The 14340-nt window shown below is 66.6% G+C and carries 18 protein-coding genes; 8 read left to right on the top strand and 10 right to left on the bottom strand.

Features of this window, described 5'->3' with window-relative positions:
* The first annotated feature begins 49 nt into the window (after positions 1 to 49).
* On the top strand, positions 50 to 1084 hold the full coding sequence (locus ACQP1T_RS09820) for a DUF4389 domain-containing protein (RefSeq protein WP_433759633.1): 1035 nt from the start codon (positions 50 to 52) through the stop codon (positions 1082 to 1084).
* Between the two features lie 3 nt (positions 1085 to 1087).
* Here ACQP1T_RS09820 and ligD read toward each other — a convergent pair whose 3' ends face one another.
* Both ligD and ACQP1T_RS09810 read right to left on the bottom strand, forming a co-directional pair.
* The gene (ligD, locus tag ACQP1T_RS09815) at positions 1088 to 2041 is read right to left on the bottom strand and encodes a non-homologous end-joining DNA ligase (RefSeq protein ID WP_433759632.1); all 954 of its coding nucleotides are present in this window, start codon (positions 2039 to 2041) and stop codon (positions 1088 to 1090) included.
* A gap of 175 nt (positions 2042 to 2216) precedes the next feature.
* Complete coding sequence (locus tag ACQP1T_RS09810) at positions 2217 to 3560, bottom strand: MFS transporter (protein WP_433759631.1); 1344 nt, start codon at positions 3558 to 3560, stop codon at positions 2217 to 2219.
* A gap of 128 nt (positions 3561 to 3688) precedes the next feature.
* Between ACQP1T_RS09810 and ACQP1T_RS09805 the strand changes: the two genes are divergently transcribed.
* Together ACQP1T_RS09805 and ACQP1T_RS09800 are read left to right on the top strand one after the other, a co-directional pair.
* Positions 3689 to 4570: a LysR family transcriptional regulator gene (locus ACQP1T_RS09805; protein ID WP_433759630.1), complete on the top strand. Its 882-nt coding sequence runs from the start codon at positions 3689 to 3691 to the stop codon at positions 4568 to 4570.
* A 103-nt stretch (positions 4571 to 4673) separates the two neighbouring features.
* The gene (locus ACQP1T_RS09800) at positions 4674 to 5204 is read left to right on the top strand and encodes a phenolic acid decarboxylase (RefSeq protein WP_433759629.1); all 531 of its coding nucleotides are present in this window, start codon (positions 4674 to 4676) and stop codon (positions 5202 to 5204) included.
* 5 nt (positions 5205 to 5209) lie between these two features.
* Here ACQP1T_RS09800 and ACQP1T_RS09795 read toward each other — a convergent pair whose 3' ends face one another.
* Entirely contained in the window at positions 5210 to 6442 is a 1233-nt protein-coding gene (locus ACQP1T_RS09795; protein ID WP_433759628.1) for a cytochrome P450 family protein, read from the bottom strand.
* 191 nt (positions 6443 to 6633) lie between these two features.
* On the opposite strand from ACQP1T_RS09795, the gene ACQP1T_RS09790 reads away from it, so the two are divergent.
* Complete coding sequence (locus tag ACQP1T_RS09790) at positions 6634 to 7134, top strand: hypothetical protein (RefSeq protein ID WP_433759627.1); 501 nt, start codon at positions 6634 to 6636, stop codon at positions 7132 to 7134.
* 288 nt (positions 7135 to 7422) lie between these two features.
* Here ACQP1T_RS09790 and ACQP1T_RS09785 read toward each other — a convergent pair whose 3' ends face one another.
* Together ACQP1T_RS09785 and ACQP1T_RS09780 are read right to left on the bottom strand one after the other, a co-directional pair.
* On the bottom strand, positions 7423 to 8031 hold the full coding sequence (locus ACQP1T_RS09785; RefSeq protein ID WP_433759626.1) for a SanA/YdcF family protein: 609 nt from the start codon (positions 8029 to 8031) through the stop codon (positions 7423 to 7425).
* Positions 8032 to 8055: 24 nt separating this feature from the next.
* Entirely contained in the window at positions 8056 to 9075 is a 1020-nt protein-coding gene (locus ACQP1T_RS09780) for an ArsR/SmtB family transcription factor (RefSeq protein WP_433759625.1), read from the bottom strand.
* Positions 9076 to 9561: 486 nt separating this feature from the next.
* Between ACQP1T_RS09780 and ACQP1T_RS09775 the strand changes: the two genes are divergently transcribed.
* A complete protein-coding gene (locus ACQP1T_RS09775; RefSeq protein ID WP_433759624.1) occupies positions 9562 to 9954 on the top strand; it encodes a cupredoxin domain-containing protein in 393 nt (130 codons plus the stop codon).
* 3 nt (positions 9955 to 9957) lie between these two features.
* Here ACQP1T_RS09775 and ACQP1T_RS09770 read toward each other — a convergent pair whose 3' ends face one another.
* Positions 9958 to 10545, bottom strand: a complete 588-nt coding sequence (locus ACQP1T_RS09770) for a hypothetical protein (protein WP_433759623.1) — start codon at positions 10543 to 10545, stop codon at positions 9958 to 9960.
* Between the two features lie 116 nt (positions 10546 to 10661).
* Here ACQP1T_RS09770 and ACQP1T_RS09765 point away from each other — a divergent pair, with 116 nt between their 5' ends.
* The 3 genes from ACQP1T_RS09765 to ACQP1T_RS09755 are packed head-to-tail and all read left to right on the top strand — an operon-like array spanning position 10662 to position 12037.
* On the top strand, positions 10662 to 10820 hold the full coding sequence (locus tag ACQP1T_RS09765) for a ribbon-helix-helix protein, CopG family (RefSeq protein WP_433759622.1): 159 nt from the start codon (positions 10662 to 10664) through the stop codon (positions 10818 to 10820).
* Between the two features lie 20 nt (positions 10821 to 10840).
* The gene (locus ACQP1T_RS09760; RefSeq protein ID WP_433759621.1) at positions 10841 to 11185 is read left to right on the top strand and encodes a VOC family protein; all 345 of its coding nucleotides are present in this window, start codon (positions 10841 to 10843) and stop codon (positions 11183 to 11185) included.
* 3 nt (positions 11186 to 11188) lie between these two features.
* The gene (locus tag ACQP1T_RS09755) at positions 11189 to 12037 is read left to right on the top strand and encodes a class I SAM-dependent methyltransferase (protein ID WP_433759620.1); all 849 of its coding nucleotides are present in this window, start codon (positions 11189 to 11191) and stop codon (positions 12035 to 12037) included.
* Between the two features lie 101 nt (positions 12038 to 12138).
* Here the strand turns inward: ACQP1T_RS09755 and ACQP1T_RS09750 are convergent, their stop codons facing one another.
* The 4 genes from ACQP1T_RS09750 to ACQP1T_RS09735 all read right to left on the bottom strand — a co-directional run bounded on the left by ACQP1T_RS09750 (position 12139) and on the right by ACQP1T_RS09735 (position 14337).
* A complete protein-coding gene (locus ACQP1T_RS09750) occupies positions 12139 to 12711 on the bottom strand; it encodes a hemerythrin domain-containing protein (RefSeq protein ID WP_433759619.1) in 573 nt (190 codons plus the stop codon).
* A gap of 162 nt (positions 12712 to 12873) precedes the next feature.
* Positions 12874 to 13206 carry an Rv2640c family ArsR-like transcriptional regulator gene (locus tag ACQP1T_RS09745; protein WP_433762115.1) on the bottom strand — a complete coding sequence of 111 codons (333 nt, stop codon included), beginning with the start codon at positions 13204 to 13206 and terminating at the stop codon, positions 12874 to 12876.
* 79 nt (positions 13207 to 13285) lie between these two features.
* Complete coding sequence (locus ACQP1T_RS09740) at positions 13286 to 14008, bottom strand: cation transporter (protein ID WP_433759618.1); 723 nt, start codon at positions 14006 to 14008, stop codon at positions 13286 to 13288.
* A complete protein-coding gene (locus tag ACQP1T_RS09735) occupies positions 14008 to 14337 on the bottom strand; it encodes an ArsR/SmtB family transcription factor (protein WP_433759617.1) in 330 nt (109 codons plus the stop codon). Before ACQP1T_RS09735 ends, ACQP1T_RS09740 begins: the two co-directional genes overlap by 1 nt.
* Between the last annotated feature and the right edge of the window lie 3 nt (positions 14338 to 14340).

The raw sequence follows: 14340 nt of genomic DNA, 5'->3' as shown, positions 1-14340 counted from the left end.
ACTCATCCGAGTTCCGCTGGACGAAGGAAGTGAGTGGGTCGCCGTGGTAATGAACGAGGGATCACCGACCAGTCGCGAAGCATTGGTCGAACTGGATGTCTTCCCGCCGGAGCAACACCGCCGCTGGACCGTTCTGCTGCGGCTGCTGTTGGCCATACCTCAGCTGATCGTGCTCTGGTTTCTGAGCATCGCCGCTTTCGTGGTGATCGTCTGCGGTTGGTTCGGCGCGCTGGTATTCGGTCGGTTGCCGGATTGGTGTGGTGAGTTCCTGCGCGGATATTACGGCTACACCGTGCGGGTGCGCGGCTACCTCATGTTGCTGGTCGACGACTACCCGCCGTTCGCCTGGACCGCACCGGATTACCCGATCCGCCTACTGTTCCCCGCGCCAACGCCGTTGAATCGGCTCGCCGTGCTGTTCCGGCTCATCCTGGCCTTCCCGATCCTGGTGCTGTCGGGCTGGTTCACCACCGGATGGGGGATCATCTCGTTCATTCTGTGGCTGATCGTCCTGATCACCGGGCGGATGCCGAAGGCGATCTTCGAGGCCGGTTCGGCGGTGCTGCGCATCGAAATGCGGGTGTCCGCCTACGCGTACCTGCTGACACCGACATACCTGACAGGCGTTTTCGGCGACAAGCAGGCGCCACCATCCGGTCCGGTATACACCGGATCGCCGAGCGGTCCGATGGGGGATATCGGTCGGGTGATGGGTGGGCCCGAATCGGCCCCGCGGTCCCCGACCCGCCCGCTTGTGCTCTCCAGCGGCGGCCGGACCCTACTGATCGTCATGCTCATCGTCGGCATTCTCGGCAGCCTCTCCGAAACCAGCGTCGGCTGGCGCGATGACGATGACACCGACGCGATCTCCGGTGCACAGCTCGCCCGGCAGGTCGCCGTCGACTTCACCGACCAGACCGGGCGCACCCCCCAGCACGTGCGCTGCCCCGACTCCCTCGACGCCGATATCGGCGCGACGGAGGTCTGCACGGTCACCTATGACTGGATGGAGTTCCGTGCCCTGGTCACCGTCGACGCGATCACCGACGGGGCGGCGCACTTCAGCACTGTCATCGAGCCCTGAAAGCTAACTCTGCCTACGGGCTCGGGCCCGGCGCTTGCCCTCGTGCATCGCTTGGACCCGGGCCACCGGAATGGTGTGGCCCTCCTCGATGAGATCGGCGGGCAACGCCTGCGGCTCGGGCATCTCCCGTGCCCACGGATCCCGATCGCCCAATTGCTTCGGTGCGGTGCGCACGGTGAAGTCGCCCGGACTGATATCCGCGAGCTGAGCCCATTCGATCGGGAAGGACACCGGCACACCCGGACGCACCCGCGGGCTGTAGGCCGCGACCACTGTCGCACCGCCCGCGCGCGTCGAATCGAGAAAGACCTTGCCCGCACGGTCCTCCCGGATGAATGCGGTAGTGGCCAGATCCGGATCGATGCGTTCGGCCCTGGCCGCGATCGCCCGGGTAGCGGCGGCGACATCCTCGATCGGAATACGCGGATGGATCGGCACGAAGACGTGCACACCCTTTGCGCCGCTGGTTTTCACCGCGCCAGCGAGTCCGTCGTCGGCCAGCGCCTGCTTGATCAACTCGGCGGCCGATACGACCTGCTGGAAGGCTCCGCCCTCGGGTGGATCGAGATCCAGGATGAGGTGGGTCGGGCCCTCGGCGTGATCGGTGAGCAGCAGTGTCGGGTGATATTCGACCGCGCGCTGATTACCGAACCACACCAGCGTGCGCACGTCATCGCAGAGGGCATAGGTCACTTCACGTTTGGACGTCTCGGCCCACACCGTCACCCGACGCACCCACTCCGGTGTGTACTTCGGCAGATTCTTCTGCATGAACGGTTCCTGCCCCGGCCGGATGCGCACCACCGAAAGCGGACGGTCACGCAATTGCCCCACCAACCGATCACCGACGAATTCGAGATAGTCGATCAGATCGCGCTTCGTCGCGTCGGCGCCGTCGAACAGCGGTGCGTCGAGATTGGTCAGCTCGACACCCGCACGAACCTCTGCCCCGCTCATCGGCCAACCATGCCCCGCCGCTCGGGGCACCGTCAACCTTCGGCACCCGCGCGTGGCGGATCGGTCGGCTCGCGAGCCTCGCCCACTCAGGACGTCTCCGTGTCGCGAACGCCGCGTCACCGAAATCGTGCCCCCTTGTGTCATAGCGTCGCTGAACCGATCCGCTTCGGCGACATCAGGATTCGGCGGCGCGAGCGTAGCCGAAGACGATGAAGGCGAGGGCGCAGGCGGCCGCGGAGGCCAGCAGGGACCAGCCGATGCCGGGGGTGACGAGTGCGCCCATGATCGCGACGCCGAGGGTCGCGCCGACTTGGCGGACGGCGTTGAGCAGGCCGCCCACCGCACCCGCGGTCCCCGGTGGCGCCACGTTGACGATGGCGGTGACCAGCGCTGGCAGGGCGAAGGCGACACCGAATCCCGATAGCAGCAGGCCGACCGCCAGTACCGGATAGGCGAGGCTCGCGAATACCGCCGCGGCCAGCACCACACCGCCCGCTGCCAGCAGGGCGAGGCCGGTCAGGATCGGGCGACGCGATCCGACGCGGGCCACGAGTTGGCCAGCGAGCGGTGGGATGACGGCGAAAGGCACAGTGAGCGGCAGGAAGGCGAGCCCGGTCTGCAGTGGATTCAGCTGCCGCTGCAACAGCAATGGCAGGACGAACAACGCTCCGGTGAGCGCGAAATTCACCGCGGCACCCACCAGCAGCCCGGCCCGCACTCGGCCCGCTCGCAATAGTTCCCGATCCAATACCGGTGCGGCACTGCGTCGTTCGAGATATGCGAAGACAATTGCCGCGAGCACCGCGCCGCCGAGCGAGCACGCCGTGTGTTGCCACGACCGCGCACCCGCCGCGATCACCGCATCGGTGCACAGCGCCAGCGCTACGGCCGCGGTCAACTGCGCGGCCCAGTCGATGCGGCGATCACCGCGCGCGCAGGTCACCGCGGACCCCATGCTCAGCCCCAACACGATCACCGCGATGGGAACATTGACCACGAATATCGACCGCCAACCGGCCAGCCCGACCAGTGCGCCACCGACAATCGGCCCCGCCGCGACCGCCGCGCCGCTGATCGCCGCCCACATCGAAATCGCCCGAGCCCGTCGACCGGGATCCGGGTAGAGCCGAGTGATCATCGCCATCGATGCGGGCACGCACGCCGCCGCCGCGACGCCCAACAGCACCCGCAGTACGACCAACACCCACAGATTCGGCGCGAAGGCGCTCAGCAGCGAGACCGTACCGAAAGCCGCTGTGCCGAAACGGAATACCCGATGCGCACCATGACGATCGGCGACCGCGCCCGAGGACAGCAGCAGTGCGGCGAAGGCGACGGTATAGCCGGTAGTCGCCCATTGCAGTCCGGCGACCGAGGTGTGCAGGGACGCCGCCAGATCCGGCTCGGCGACCGATAGCACCGTCATATCCAACAGGACCATGAAGTACCCGAGGGATATCCCCAGCAGGGCTCTGGTCGACGCGGCGGACGTACTCGCCCGCGATTGCAGCATGCTCATCCGATGCAACAGCTCCTCGGCTCGGTGATGACGCGATCGACTCTCGTCGGACGGGCACAGCGGCTCCACCGGCTGCGGCGCATACCGCATTCGGAATATCCGAATGCTCGGCGGTTGTTGGCCAGGCCATGGAGTTACGTCAGCTGCGGACCTTCGAGGCGGTAGTGCGTTATCGCACGGTCACCGATGCCGCGGTCGCGCTCGAGCTCGCGCCGTCATCGGTGTCCCAGCAGATCCGCACGCTCGAAACCGCGCTCGGGGTGGCACTTTTCGTGCGCGATCCCAAGGGCATGCGGCTGACATCCGCGGGTCAGCGGCTCACTGGCTGGGCGCGGCGGTTGCTCGAACAGGCCGATCAGGCGGTGCGCGATGTGCGGGAGGAACGGCCGGTCCTGCGCCTCGGCGCGTTGGAGACTCTGGCGGGAGCGTATGTGCCGCAGGTGCTGGCCCGGCTGGCCGAGCGACGGCCCGATATCGAGGTCGAGGTGCGCTCGGATCGCGCCCGCGACGGCCTGCTCGCCGATGTGATCGGTGGCGATCTCGATGCGGCGCTGCTGCTGGATTCCGGTGGCGCCGTTGGTGATCTGGGGTTCCCGGCCCCCGCCGAACCGCTGGCCTTCCTCGACCTGGATCCGGTGCCGCTGGCCCTGGTCGCCGCGCCGACGCATCCACTGACGGCGCGGTCCGGCTTGACGCCCGCCGATCTCGTCGATGAACGGCTGCTGGTCAATGTGCCCGAATGCTCGTTCTGGATGGCCGGTGAAAAGGTGCTCGGCTCGGGGCCGCGGCGCGTCAAGGCCGGGGCGGTCCCGGTCATGCGAGCCTGGACCGAACACGGACTGGGCATTTCGCTGCTACCGGAATTCGCGGTCGCCGACGGGATCGCGCACGGCACCCTGGTCCGCTTGGACTTACCGGTGCCCGAGCTGAGTCTGCGGTTGGTGTGGCGAGCGGATCAGGAAGCACTGCCCGAGATGCGCGAGGTGCTCTACGCGGCCGCGCGACCATGATTGCACCGTTCCCGGCAAACCGGCCGCAATGGTCGCTCCAGTGATTAGGCTGACGACAAAGACGCAGGTCCCGACCGCGTTGGTCGACCGAGAGGAGTTACCGATGAGCGCGCAGCAGTCGGCGATCACGGCCTCGGCACTAACCGGCGATCTCTCCGGAATTGTCGGCAAGCACCTCATCTACGCCTATGAGAACGGCTGGATATACGAGCTGTACGTGCGAGGTCCGCAGACGATCGAATCACGATGTCTCATGGGACCGATGTTCGGGCGCTGGTCCAAGAATCAGGCGGCGAAGCTGGTCCAGCTCGATGACGATCTGTACAAAATCGCCTGGGTGGAGTCGACCGGAACCACCGTCGTGCTCATCGTCTGGCTCGGCGACCGTCGGGTGCACACCACGATCTCCTACCCGCAATGGATGCTCGACTATCCCGAGAGCACCCTCACCTGCTGCGAGGACAATCTCGATGCCATCATCGCCGCCCGCGACAAGGGACCGACCTACCCGCTGACCCTGGTCGCCTCATCCGGACGCATCACCTTCCTGGAATCCCGGGAACTCGACGACGACACGGTGATCGACTGTCCGCCGCAAAAGCTGCCGCTCGGATACGCCGCGCGAACCAACTGAGCGCGTCAGGCGAGATACACGGGGAAGGCTGCCAGGTCGTTCTGGGTGAGCACCGGCAGATTGCGAATCTCCTCGACCGGCACCGCGAATCGGAGCTTCGGAAAGCGCTCGAACAGCGCGGGCAGACCGATCCCGGCCTCCACCTTGGACAGCGCCGCCCCCGGGCAGATGTGCGGTCCGTAGCCGAAGGCCAGATGCCGGTTGGCCGTTGGGCGGGTGATGTCGAAATCGTCGGCATCGCTGCCATGCACCGCGGTATCGCGACCGATGGCGCGATAGGACATGACCACTCCCTCGCCTCGCTCGATCACGGTGTCACCGACGGTGATGTCCGCGGTGGCGAAGCGCATGAGCAGATGGGTCACCGGTGTGTCCCAGCGCAGCGTTTCCTCGATCGCCTGCTGCCACTCGAAGTCGCCGTCGCGGATGGCGCGCAATTGCTCCGGGCGGCAGAGCAGGGCGCGCACCGCGTTGAGCAGGAGGCCGACGGTGGTCTCGTGTCCCGCCGCGACGAGCGCCTTCAGATTGCCGACGACCTCCCTCTCGGTCAGCGGCGCACCACCGTCGGCGGCGAAGATGAGCGCGGTGGTGAGGTCGTCGGTCGGTTCGACGGTCTTGTTGCGCACCAGATCGGTGAAATAGGCATCCAATTCATCGATCACCCGCAATCGCTGTTCCTGCGGGGTGAGGATCGAGAAGAACGCCTTGTACCAGGTCAGCAGCATCGCGTGATCGGCACGGTCGACGCCCATCAGCTCACCGATGACCCGCATCGGCAGCGGATAGGCGAAGTCGGTCTTCAGGTCGACCACGCCGTCGCGGCCGGTCCGCTCCAGCTCATCCAATAGTTCGGTGGTGAGCCGCGCGATCGCCGGACGCAGTGCGTCCAGTCGACGCGGCGTCAGCGCCTGCATGGTCTTGTTCCGCAGCCGCCGATGTTCGGCGCCGTCCACGGTGAACATCGACCGTCCGGTATCGATCATGCCGATGAGCGGCCATTCCCGCGTCACCGTCCCTAAGGTCCACAGCGCCCAGGAATTGATGTCCTTGACCAGCCGAGAGTCGGTGAGCAACTGCCTGGCGGTTGCGTATTCGGTGACGGTCCAGGCGGGCACGCCGAGTAGATCGATTCGGGCGAGCGGACCGGCCGCGCGCAGCCGACCGGTCTCGCCCGCCAGATCACCGACCATCGGGTCGATAACGATCGGCTGCGCGCTGTGCGGACAAACCTGCTGCACGAGATACCCCCTCCAGCCCGTTGGGCTGGTGACTCGAACCCGCAGCCCATCAAGCGGTTTCAATCTTCCTGACGAGCGTAGTCGCCCGCTCCGGGGAAGGGAACATCTCGAGGTGCGGGCTCGGATATCGAAGGCCGTCGGCTGATTCACCCGCAATCGACTGGGTACCGCTGTGCTGAGGAGGTAAGCGCATGACTCGCCCCGTGCCACCGAATCCGAGCCCCATCCCGCCGGCACCGATTCCGGACCCGGTGCCGCCGATGCCGATCCCCGATCCGGTACCGCCGAAACCCGGACCCGAACCGGTTCCCGGGCCCGAACCGCATCCCGAGCCGGAACCGTATCCGCAGCCGGAGCCGATACCCGGTCCGGCGCCGCAGCCGATTCCGCCGAGGCCCGGTCCCGAACCCGATCCGGTACCGCCGATACCCGCGCCCGACCCGCTGCCGGGTCCCGATCCGGATCCGGTACCGCCCGGGCCGGGCCCCGATCCGGTGCCCGGACCCGACCCGGATCCGGTGCCGCCGGTCCCCGGTCCAGTTCCACACCCCGATCCGCCACGGCCCAGCCCGACACCGGAGCCACCGATCCCCGATCCTCGCCCCAGCCCGGATCCGATGCGACCGCCACCGATCCCGAATCCCGGCGGTCCGGTCGATCCGATGGATCCGGCGCTGCCGGACCCTCGGTAGGGGTCGAATCTTTGCGGCGACCACCTTGGGCGTAGCCAACCCTGCCGCGAATAGTGTTGCGCACCAAGGTTGTTTGCTAAAGATATGCGACGACGCCGTTGCGATGTATCCCGCGCTGCGGCGCTTTTCGGCAACGCGAGATCAGCGGCAGATCAGCGCGGCAACCGCTTGGGCGCGGCCAACCATTCACGAATAGGTTGCGCACGAGGGCTTTCTGCTTGCGGTCACAGTATGCGACGACGCCATAGCCATGAATCCCGCGCTGCCGGGCTTTTCGGCAACGCGAGATCAGCGCCAGATCAGCGCGGCGACCGCTTTGGGCGCGGCCAACCATTCACGAATAGTGTTGCGCACGAGAGTTTTTCGCCTGCACTCACAGTATGCCGCTACGCCGTAGCCATCGATGCCCGCGCCACGGCACAGCGCGACCGCACGTGGCAGATGCTGGTCTTGGGTGACGATGATGGCGCGGTCGACACCGAACGCATTCTTGGCTCGCTCGCAGGTCGCCCGGGTCGACAACCCCGCGCCATCGCAGCGCACAACCGCCGGATCGATGCCGTGGTTCGCGAGATACTTTGTCATCGAGGCGATTTCGTCTCCGGATTTGCCCGCCGCATCACCGGACAGCAGGATCTCGCGCACCTTTCCGGCCCGCAGCAGCTCGATCGCGACATCGAGTCGTCCGCGCAGGTAGGCCATCGGCGCACCATCGGGCCCGACCTTCGCGCCCGGCACGATCACCACCGGAACGGTCGGCGCGGCCGCGGGTCCGGACCGATATCCGGCCGACACCAACCGCAATCGTAGATTGGCACCCGCGACGACCAGCGCCGCTGCGGCGACCAGTCCGACACCCACCCGGAGCACTCCCTGCCGGTCGGTTATGAGCTGCACCCGCCCGACGATACTGGCGCGGCACTATGCGATGCGCACGCCGCTGTCGAGATCACCGTCGAGCAGTGCGATGCCCAACGTCGTCGCCTGATGCCGCATCGCATTGCGGTGCCGCCAGCTCTCGATGAGCCCTGCCTCGCGCAGTATCGATGCGTGTTCACTGGCCGTCGCGGGTGAAATACCCAGTCGGCGTGCGAGTTCGGTCGTCGTGCAACCCTCGGCGATCTCCTGGAGCGCGGCGGCGCGTGTCCGGCCGAGCAGTGCGGTCAGCGCCTCGTTGGTCGCGCGCGGACCCCATGCCGTGGCGAAATCGGCGATTTCGCGCAGCACCGGAACTACCAGCGTCATCGGCGCGTCCGTATCGATGGTGGACTTCAGCAACTTCGGTCCGGGCCAGACGAACAGCGAGGGAATGATGACCAGGCCGCGCCCGCCGAGATGTTCGTCATGGCATTCCATCGGGCTGAGCACCTCGAGTGCGGGCGCCCGCCACCGTGCGAAGGGCGCCAGCCCCGCGAAGAACCGTTCGACGCCCTCGGTGGCAATGGTGCGCGCCATCCGCTCCGCCGCCACCTCCAGATACGACTGCACATGCGCCCACCGACCAGCGAATGCCACCGTATGAAATGCCTCGACGGCGCGCGCGACATCGCGTCGGGCGGCGCTGTCGCGGTCGGACAGATTCCGCGTCCACGCGGGGAGTGGGTGGTCGGTCAGCGCCCGCTGGCGATCGGCGTGCTGCACCTCGTGGCGGAGTTCGTCACGGGAGGCCAGATGCAATGCCTCGATCCCCGCCGACATAGACCGCGCGGCACGGGTCGGCGTGATCAAATCGACGAAGTGGTGTACGCCGGGGAAGATATCCGCGAGCACACCGAAGTTGTCCGGCATCGCGCGCCGCACCTGCGCGCGCCAGCCGTCGTACAGCGGCGCGTCGGTGCGTTGCACCACCCGGGTGGCCAGCATTGTTTCGCCCATCGCGCCGAGCGGCGCCCCGATCCGGATACGCGTCAGATCCTCGGGTGTGCAGTAGATCCGCTTCATACGCTGCCCCGCATCGTCGCACTCAGGCACCTCACAGTACCCGCGATCACCTCGGTCCTCGCAGCATCACCGCGAGGACTGGATCCATGCTCAGGATCTGATCTGCGGCCGACGGCGTGGTCGTCCAACGAAACCAGTTCGGCCGCCACCGTTTCCGCCACCCGGCTACGATCGGCCATCCCAGCACCAGACCTATCGGCCGCGCCGATACTTCGTTCACCATCATCGACTCCTGAATCCGCACTGTTCAGCAGCCTAGAAATCAACGGGCGGTACCCCCACCATGTTTCGGCCGTGGCCTAAACACCGTCGAGCAGGATCGCATTTCCCGCTGCGAGATTCGGCCCCGACGGGCGGACGAGGACGGCTGTGCGCGGATACCACCTCGTCCCGCGACGGTCGCGGCACCGTCTCGACCACATCACCAGTCGTCAACTCGTTATAGCCGGTGGGCATGGTCGCTCGAATTGTGGGCAGCCGGTCTAGGTGAACAGCACTCGAACCTCGCCTCGGCGACATCGAATCGCGATCGGTTTGCTCACCCTCGCGTGGGCGGCAGGGTGCGGCTCCTCGGAGGAGAGCGTCCCGCCCACCTGGTCCGGCCCCGCGCCGAAACCCGCAGTCACCATCACCATCGAACACCAGAACTACACCGGCACGCCGCCGATCACGCCGGGCGCGACACTCACGGTGGTCAACCACGATTCGTTCAAACACAGCATCACCAGCAAACGCCCTGGCCTGTTCGATCGCGAGATCGGCCCGGGCCAGACCATCACCTTCACCGCGCCCGATGAAGTCGGCTCGCACCCCTTCTACTGCCGGTATCACGCGAACATGGAGGGCGCATTGAGCGTCCGAAAGTCGATTTCGCCGTGACGGCTACACGCAGTACTGACAGGTGCCACTCGCGGGCAGCTGGATGAAGCACTCAGCACACACCGCCGCGCGGGCAGGCTCCGGCGTGGGCTCAGGCGTGGCGGCGCTCGCGGAGCGGCGGCCAGCGACCTTGGGCGTGAGCGGCGGGGCGGTCAGCTCGGCGGGCATGGTGGCGCCGTGGTGCTCGTAGCACTGCCACCTGGCGTAGGAGGCGTGCAACTCGAGGTCCTTCGGAATCGGCAGCGCGGCCAGTTCCAGCACGTACTTGTAGGTATCGCCGACGGTGTGGTTCTGCTGCACACATAGTGCGGTCAGCGGCGGCTCGCCCGCATTGTGGCAACGCCGCGCGACCTTGCGCAGAATCGCCTCCATCCACGTCCGCGTCGGCGCACCGGTATGCACCCCGGACGCTTCCTGCACCCGCTGGGCCAACTCGTCCACCGTGATGAAGTCCCCGTACCCCGTGGCGATCTCGGACAACTCGGCGTGTGCCGCGAAGGCCCATGCCACCGTCGCCTCCCGCAGCGTCACCGGGACGCCGTCACCTGCCCGCCATGCCCCCGCCGTCGTGGATACCGAACTCTTGATCACCCGCTCAAGTTATCGCGCCACCCCCCAAGCCACCGAATGCCCCCACATCCGCTCGACGTTTGCCACCGGCGCATGATGATCTTGATACTAGCTTTCTAGGATGCTAGCATCGGAGGGTGGGTGACGAGGACGTGAAGCAGTTCAACGTGTATTTGCCGGTGGAGTTGATCAAGCAGGTCAAGTTCCGGGCGATCGAGTCCGGTATGTCGCTGTCGGCATTGGTCGCGGAGGCGCTGCGCGGGTACCTCGACGACACCCACGATCAGCAACCGTGAGCGCGAGAAGGAGAGACGAGATGACGACGCAGGGCATCGAAGGCGTATTCGTCGAGACGCACAACTGGGGCAAGTCGGCGCGGTTCTTTCAGGCGCTCGGCTTCGAACCCGAATTCACCACCGACCACAACTCCGGACTCTTCCGCAACGGCAATGGTCCGTATGTATTCATCGCCGAGGTCCCGCGCAGCCAGACCCCACAGACACAGCTCGTGCTGACCGTGACCGAACCGGATGCGTTCCGGCCGAGCGGCGACGTCGAGGTGGTCACGTCGTTCGAGGAAACCCATTACGGGACAAAGGAAATGACGGTACGCGACCCGGACGGCCGGGTGTGGAGTCTGCAGGTCGGAAAGGTCGGCTGAATCATGCAACAGGTCATCGGCCCCGAGAGCACGGCAGAGCGCGTGGCGCTGTGGCGGGCCCTGCACGTCGAGATCGATCCGGCACCACATGTGCTCGAAGACGAGATCGGGCTGCGACTGATCGACCCCGACGACCGATGGCACGCCCGCGGGGATATGGATCCCGAGACGACCAGCCTCTCGCGCGCATGCGTCGTCGCCCGCGCTCGTTTCGTCGAGGATCTGGTGGTCGAACAGGCGGCGCTCGGTGTCGATCAGTACGTCATCCTCGGCGCCGGTCTCGACACCTTCGCTCAGCGCCGACCCGAAATTGCCTCCGGCCTAACAGTATTCGAGGTCGACCAGCCCGGCCCGCAGGCATGGAAGCGGCAGCGGCTGGTCGAACTCGGCTTCGGAATTCCGCCGTGGTTGCGGCTGGTTCCGGTCGATTTCGAGGCCGAATCCTGGTGGGACCGGCTGATTTCGGCTGGCTTCGACCCGTCGCGTCCCGCCGTGGTCGCCGAAACGGGTGTCTCGATGTACCTGACCCGCGAAGCGAATATCCAGACGCTGCAGCGGATCTCGACCCTCGCACCCGGCTCGACCTTGGCCATGACCTTCCAACTCCCACTGGACCTGCTGGATGCCGAGGAACGCGCGATACGCCAGGCCGTCGAGAATGCCGCACGAGCCAGTGGAGTTCCATTCCTCAGCCTGTTCAGCCCCGATGAACTGATCGAGCTGGCCGAGGCAGCGGGTTTCGCATCGGCGCAACACATTTCGACATCCACGCTGACCCAGCGCTACTTCGCCGACCGAACGGACGGCCTGCGTCCCCCGAGTGCGGAACAGTTCCTGGTCGCGACGACCTGACGAACCACATGGACGGCCACGCCGACGTGGCGCGGCCGCCGACCCCGACACATCTACAGCGGCGACCGCTGAGTCGTGATTGCCGCGACGGGCTTCTACGTCTAGCCGCGCGGCTTGCTGATCATGTCTTTCGCTCGGTCCATCATCGCGGCGAACGGACCGACCAGGGCGTTTGCCATCGCGGACTCGACCCTGGGATGCGGCCGGGTCGGTGCCATGGCCTCGGCGAGCTCGACTGTTTTGCGCATCCGCTGCAGAGCGTCGGGATCCAGTTCCTGACGCAGGCGATTGAACTCCTCATGCTCCTCGTGGTCGGCATGCGCGAGCACGGCCCGACGCAACCGGTCCAGTTTGTCCTGGAACTCGGGCGAGCCGATGTCGACCGATTCGAGATCCGCCAACTGTTTCTTGGCCTTGTTCTCCTCCTCCAGACGGGCATCGACGATGGCGGCGCCGTCACCGTCACCGATCTCGCGACGGGCCCGCGGATGGATGATCTCCTCCTCCGCGGTTTCATGCACCGCCAGCAGTCTTCGCAGCTCGAAGAACTTGGCCTTCCTCTGCTCGGCGTCGACGGTTTCAGCGGTTTCGGTGAATAGTCGCTTGATCCGTTCATGCTGTTCGACCAGGAAGTCCACGGCGTCCGAGGTCGAGTTGATCGTTGCAGGCGACATGTTTTGTGCTCCTTCCACCATTGCGGGCCAGCCGGGTGACGGTACGGAGGTAGAAACCGGCTGAGGCGACATGTTCGATACGCACCTCCGCAACCCGCATTCCCCCACCCGAGGGGACGAAACACAGCCATCTCGCAACTCTCGGCGCCATGCGGTACCGGGTCAGGTGCAGCAGTTCGGGTCGAGGACGACGCACAGGGCGGAAAGGGCGTCGCGGCGGGCGCGGTGGAAGGTGTTCATCCCGCGGCGCTCGGATTCGACCAGTCCGGCGGTGCGGAGTTGGGCGAGGTGGTGGCTGACGGTCGATTCCGACAGCCCTACCGCCGTCGCGAGGTCGCCGCCGTTTTCCGCACCGTGCGGGCTGGTGAGCAGCAGCGACATCAGCCGGATGCGGGCCGGATCGGCGATTGCCTCGAGTCGCAAGGCGACCTCTAGGGCAGCGTTCTCGTCCACCGGGGCGGCGGCGACGGGGGCGCAGCAGACCGGGGCGGACATGTCGATCAAGTCCTGACCATCTTTCAACTCGGCATCGACGAATGGTCGATGCCGTCACCGACGGGTGGGCATCGGTCTGTCAGTCCCGGCAGTCGCAATCCCCCGCAGCGCAATCGTCCACTACGGCACCGGTATTCGTGCGTGCGGCTACTGGAGACGGGCAGCACGTCGCACCACGCCGGGCGTCGAAGCCTTCCTTGACCGCGACGGCGGCGATGACCAGAGCCGCGATCGGGTCCGCCCACGCCCATCCGAGCGTGAGGTTGAGCAGCAGTCCGGCCAGGAGCACCGCTGAGAGGTAGGTGCACAGCAGCGTCTGTTTGGAGTCGGCGACCGCGGACACCGAACCGAGCTCTCGACCGGCACGCCGCTGCGCCCCGGAGAGCACCGGCATGATCACCAAACTGGTTGCGGCGAGGCCGATTCCGATCCAGGAGTGCTCGGCCTCGCCGCCTGCGGCCAGCGCGCGGATCGCGTCGATGACGACGTACGCGGCGAGGGCGAAGAACGAGAACGCGATGACCCGCAGGGCGGCCCGCTCACGTTGATGCGGGTCGGGTCCGGCGAACTGCCACGCGACGGCCAGAGCGGAGGACACCTCGATGACCGAGTCCAGACCGAACCCGATCAGCGCCGTCGAGGACGCGTACGCGCCTGCGGCGAGCGCGATGCTCGCCTCGATCACGTTGTAGGAGATGGTCGCAGCGACCAGCCATCGGATGCGGCGTGTCAGCACGGTCCGCCGCACCGACGTTCTGCGCTCTTGCGAGGGCAGAGCCGGCATTCCGAGTGGGTGCCCCATCAGCAGCATCCTTCGGTACCGGCATCCGCGCAGCACGCCGGGTCCACCGCGAGGACCAGTCCGAGCAGGTCGTCGAGCGCATGGGCGATGCGTCGATCGGCCAGCTCGTAGCGCGATCTGCGCCCCTCCGCAACGGCCACCACCAGTCCGCAACCGCGCAGGCAGGCAAGGTGATTCGACAGGATCTGCCGCGAGACGCCGATCCGGTCGGCCAGTTCGGAGGGGTAACTCGGGGCAGTGCGCAGACTCAGCAGGATCTGCGTGCGCGTCGGATCGGACAGCGCATGTCCGAACCGAGCCAGCGCGTCACGGTGCAGCACGGTTTCCACACC

Source organism: Nocardia sp. CA-135398 (genome assembly GCF_050955845.1).
Lineage (GTDB): Bacteria > Actinomycetota > Actinomycetes > Mycobacteriales > Mycobacteriaceae > Nocardia.
The sequence above is the reverse complement of the archived record's forward strand: the minus strand, read 5'-3'. Positions and strand labels throughout refer to the sequence as shown.

Excerpts from the sequence above, each read along its gene's own strand:
- ACQP1T_RS09805 (WP_433759630.1), top strand. The coding sequence starts at position 3,689 with ATGGAGTTACGTCAGCTGCGGACCTTCGAGGCGGTAGTGCGTTATCGC.
- ACQP1T_RS09790 (WP_433759627.1), top strand. The coding sequence starts at position 6,634 with ATGACTCGCCCCGTGCCACCGAATCCGAGCCCCATCCCGCCGGCACCG.
- ACQP1T_RS09760 (WP_433759621.1), top strand. The coding sequence starts at position 10,841 with ATGACGACGCAGGGCATCGAAGGCGTATTCGTCGAGACGCACAACTGG.
- ACQP1T_RS09755 (WP_433759620.1), top strand. The coding sequence starts at position 11,189 with ATGCAACAGGTCATCGGCCCCGAGAGCACGGCAGAGCGCGTGGCGCTG.
- ACQP1T_RS09800 (WP_433759629.1), top strand. The coding sequence starts at position 4,674 with ATGAGCGCGCAGCAGTCGGCGATCACGGCCTCGGCACTAACCGGCGAT.
- ACQP1T_RS09750 (WP_433759619.1), bottom strand. The coding sequence starts at position 12,711 with ATGTCGCCTGCAACGATCAACTCGACCTCGGACGCCGTGGACTTCCTG.
- ACQP1T_RS09810 (WP_433759631.1), bottom strand. The coding sequence starts at position 3,560 with ATGAGCATGCTGCAATCGCGGGCGAGTACGTCCGCCGCGTCGACCAGA.
- ACQP1T_RS09745 (WP_433762115.1), bottom strand. The coding sequence starts at position 13,206 with ATGTCCGCCCCGGTCTGCTGCGCCCCCGTCGCCGCCGCCCCGGTGGAC.
- ACQP1T_RS09780 (WP_433759625.1), bottom strand. The coding sequence starts at position 9,075 with ATGAAGCGGATCTACTGCACACCCGAGGATCTGACGCGTATCCGGATC.
- ligD (WP_433759632.1), bottom strand. The coding sequence starts at position 2,041 with ATGAGCGGGGCAGAGGTTCGTGCGGGTGTCGAGCTGACCAATCTCGAC.
- ACQP1T_RS09820 (WP_433759633.1), top strand. The coding sequence starts at position 50 with ATGAACGAGGGATCACCGACCAGTCGCGAAGCATTGGTCGAACTGGAT.
- ACQP1T_RS09740 (WP_433759618.1), bottom strand. The coding sequence starts at position 14,008 with ATGGGGCACCCACTCGGAATGCCGGCTCTGCCCTCGCAAGAGCGCAGA.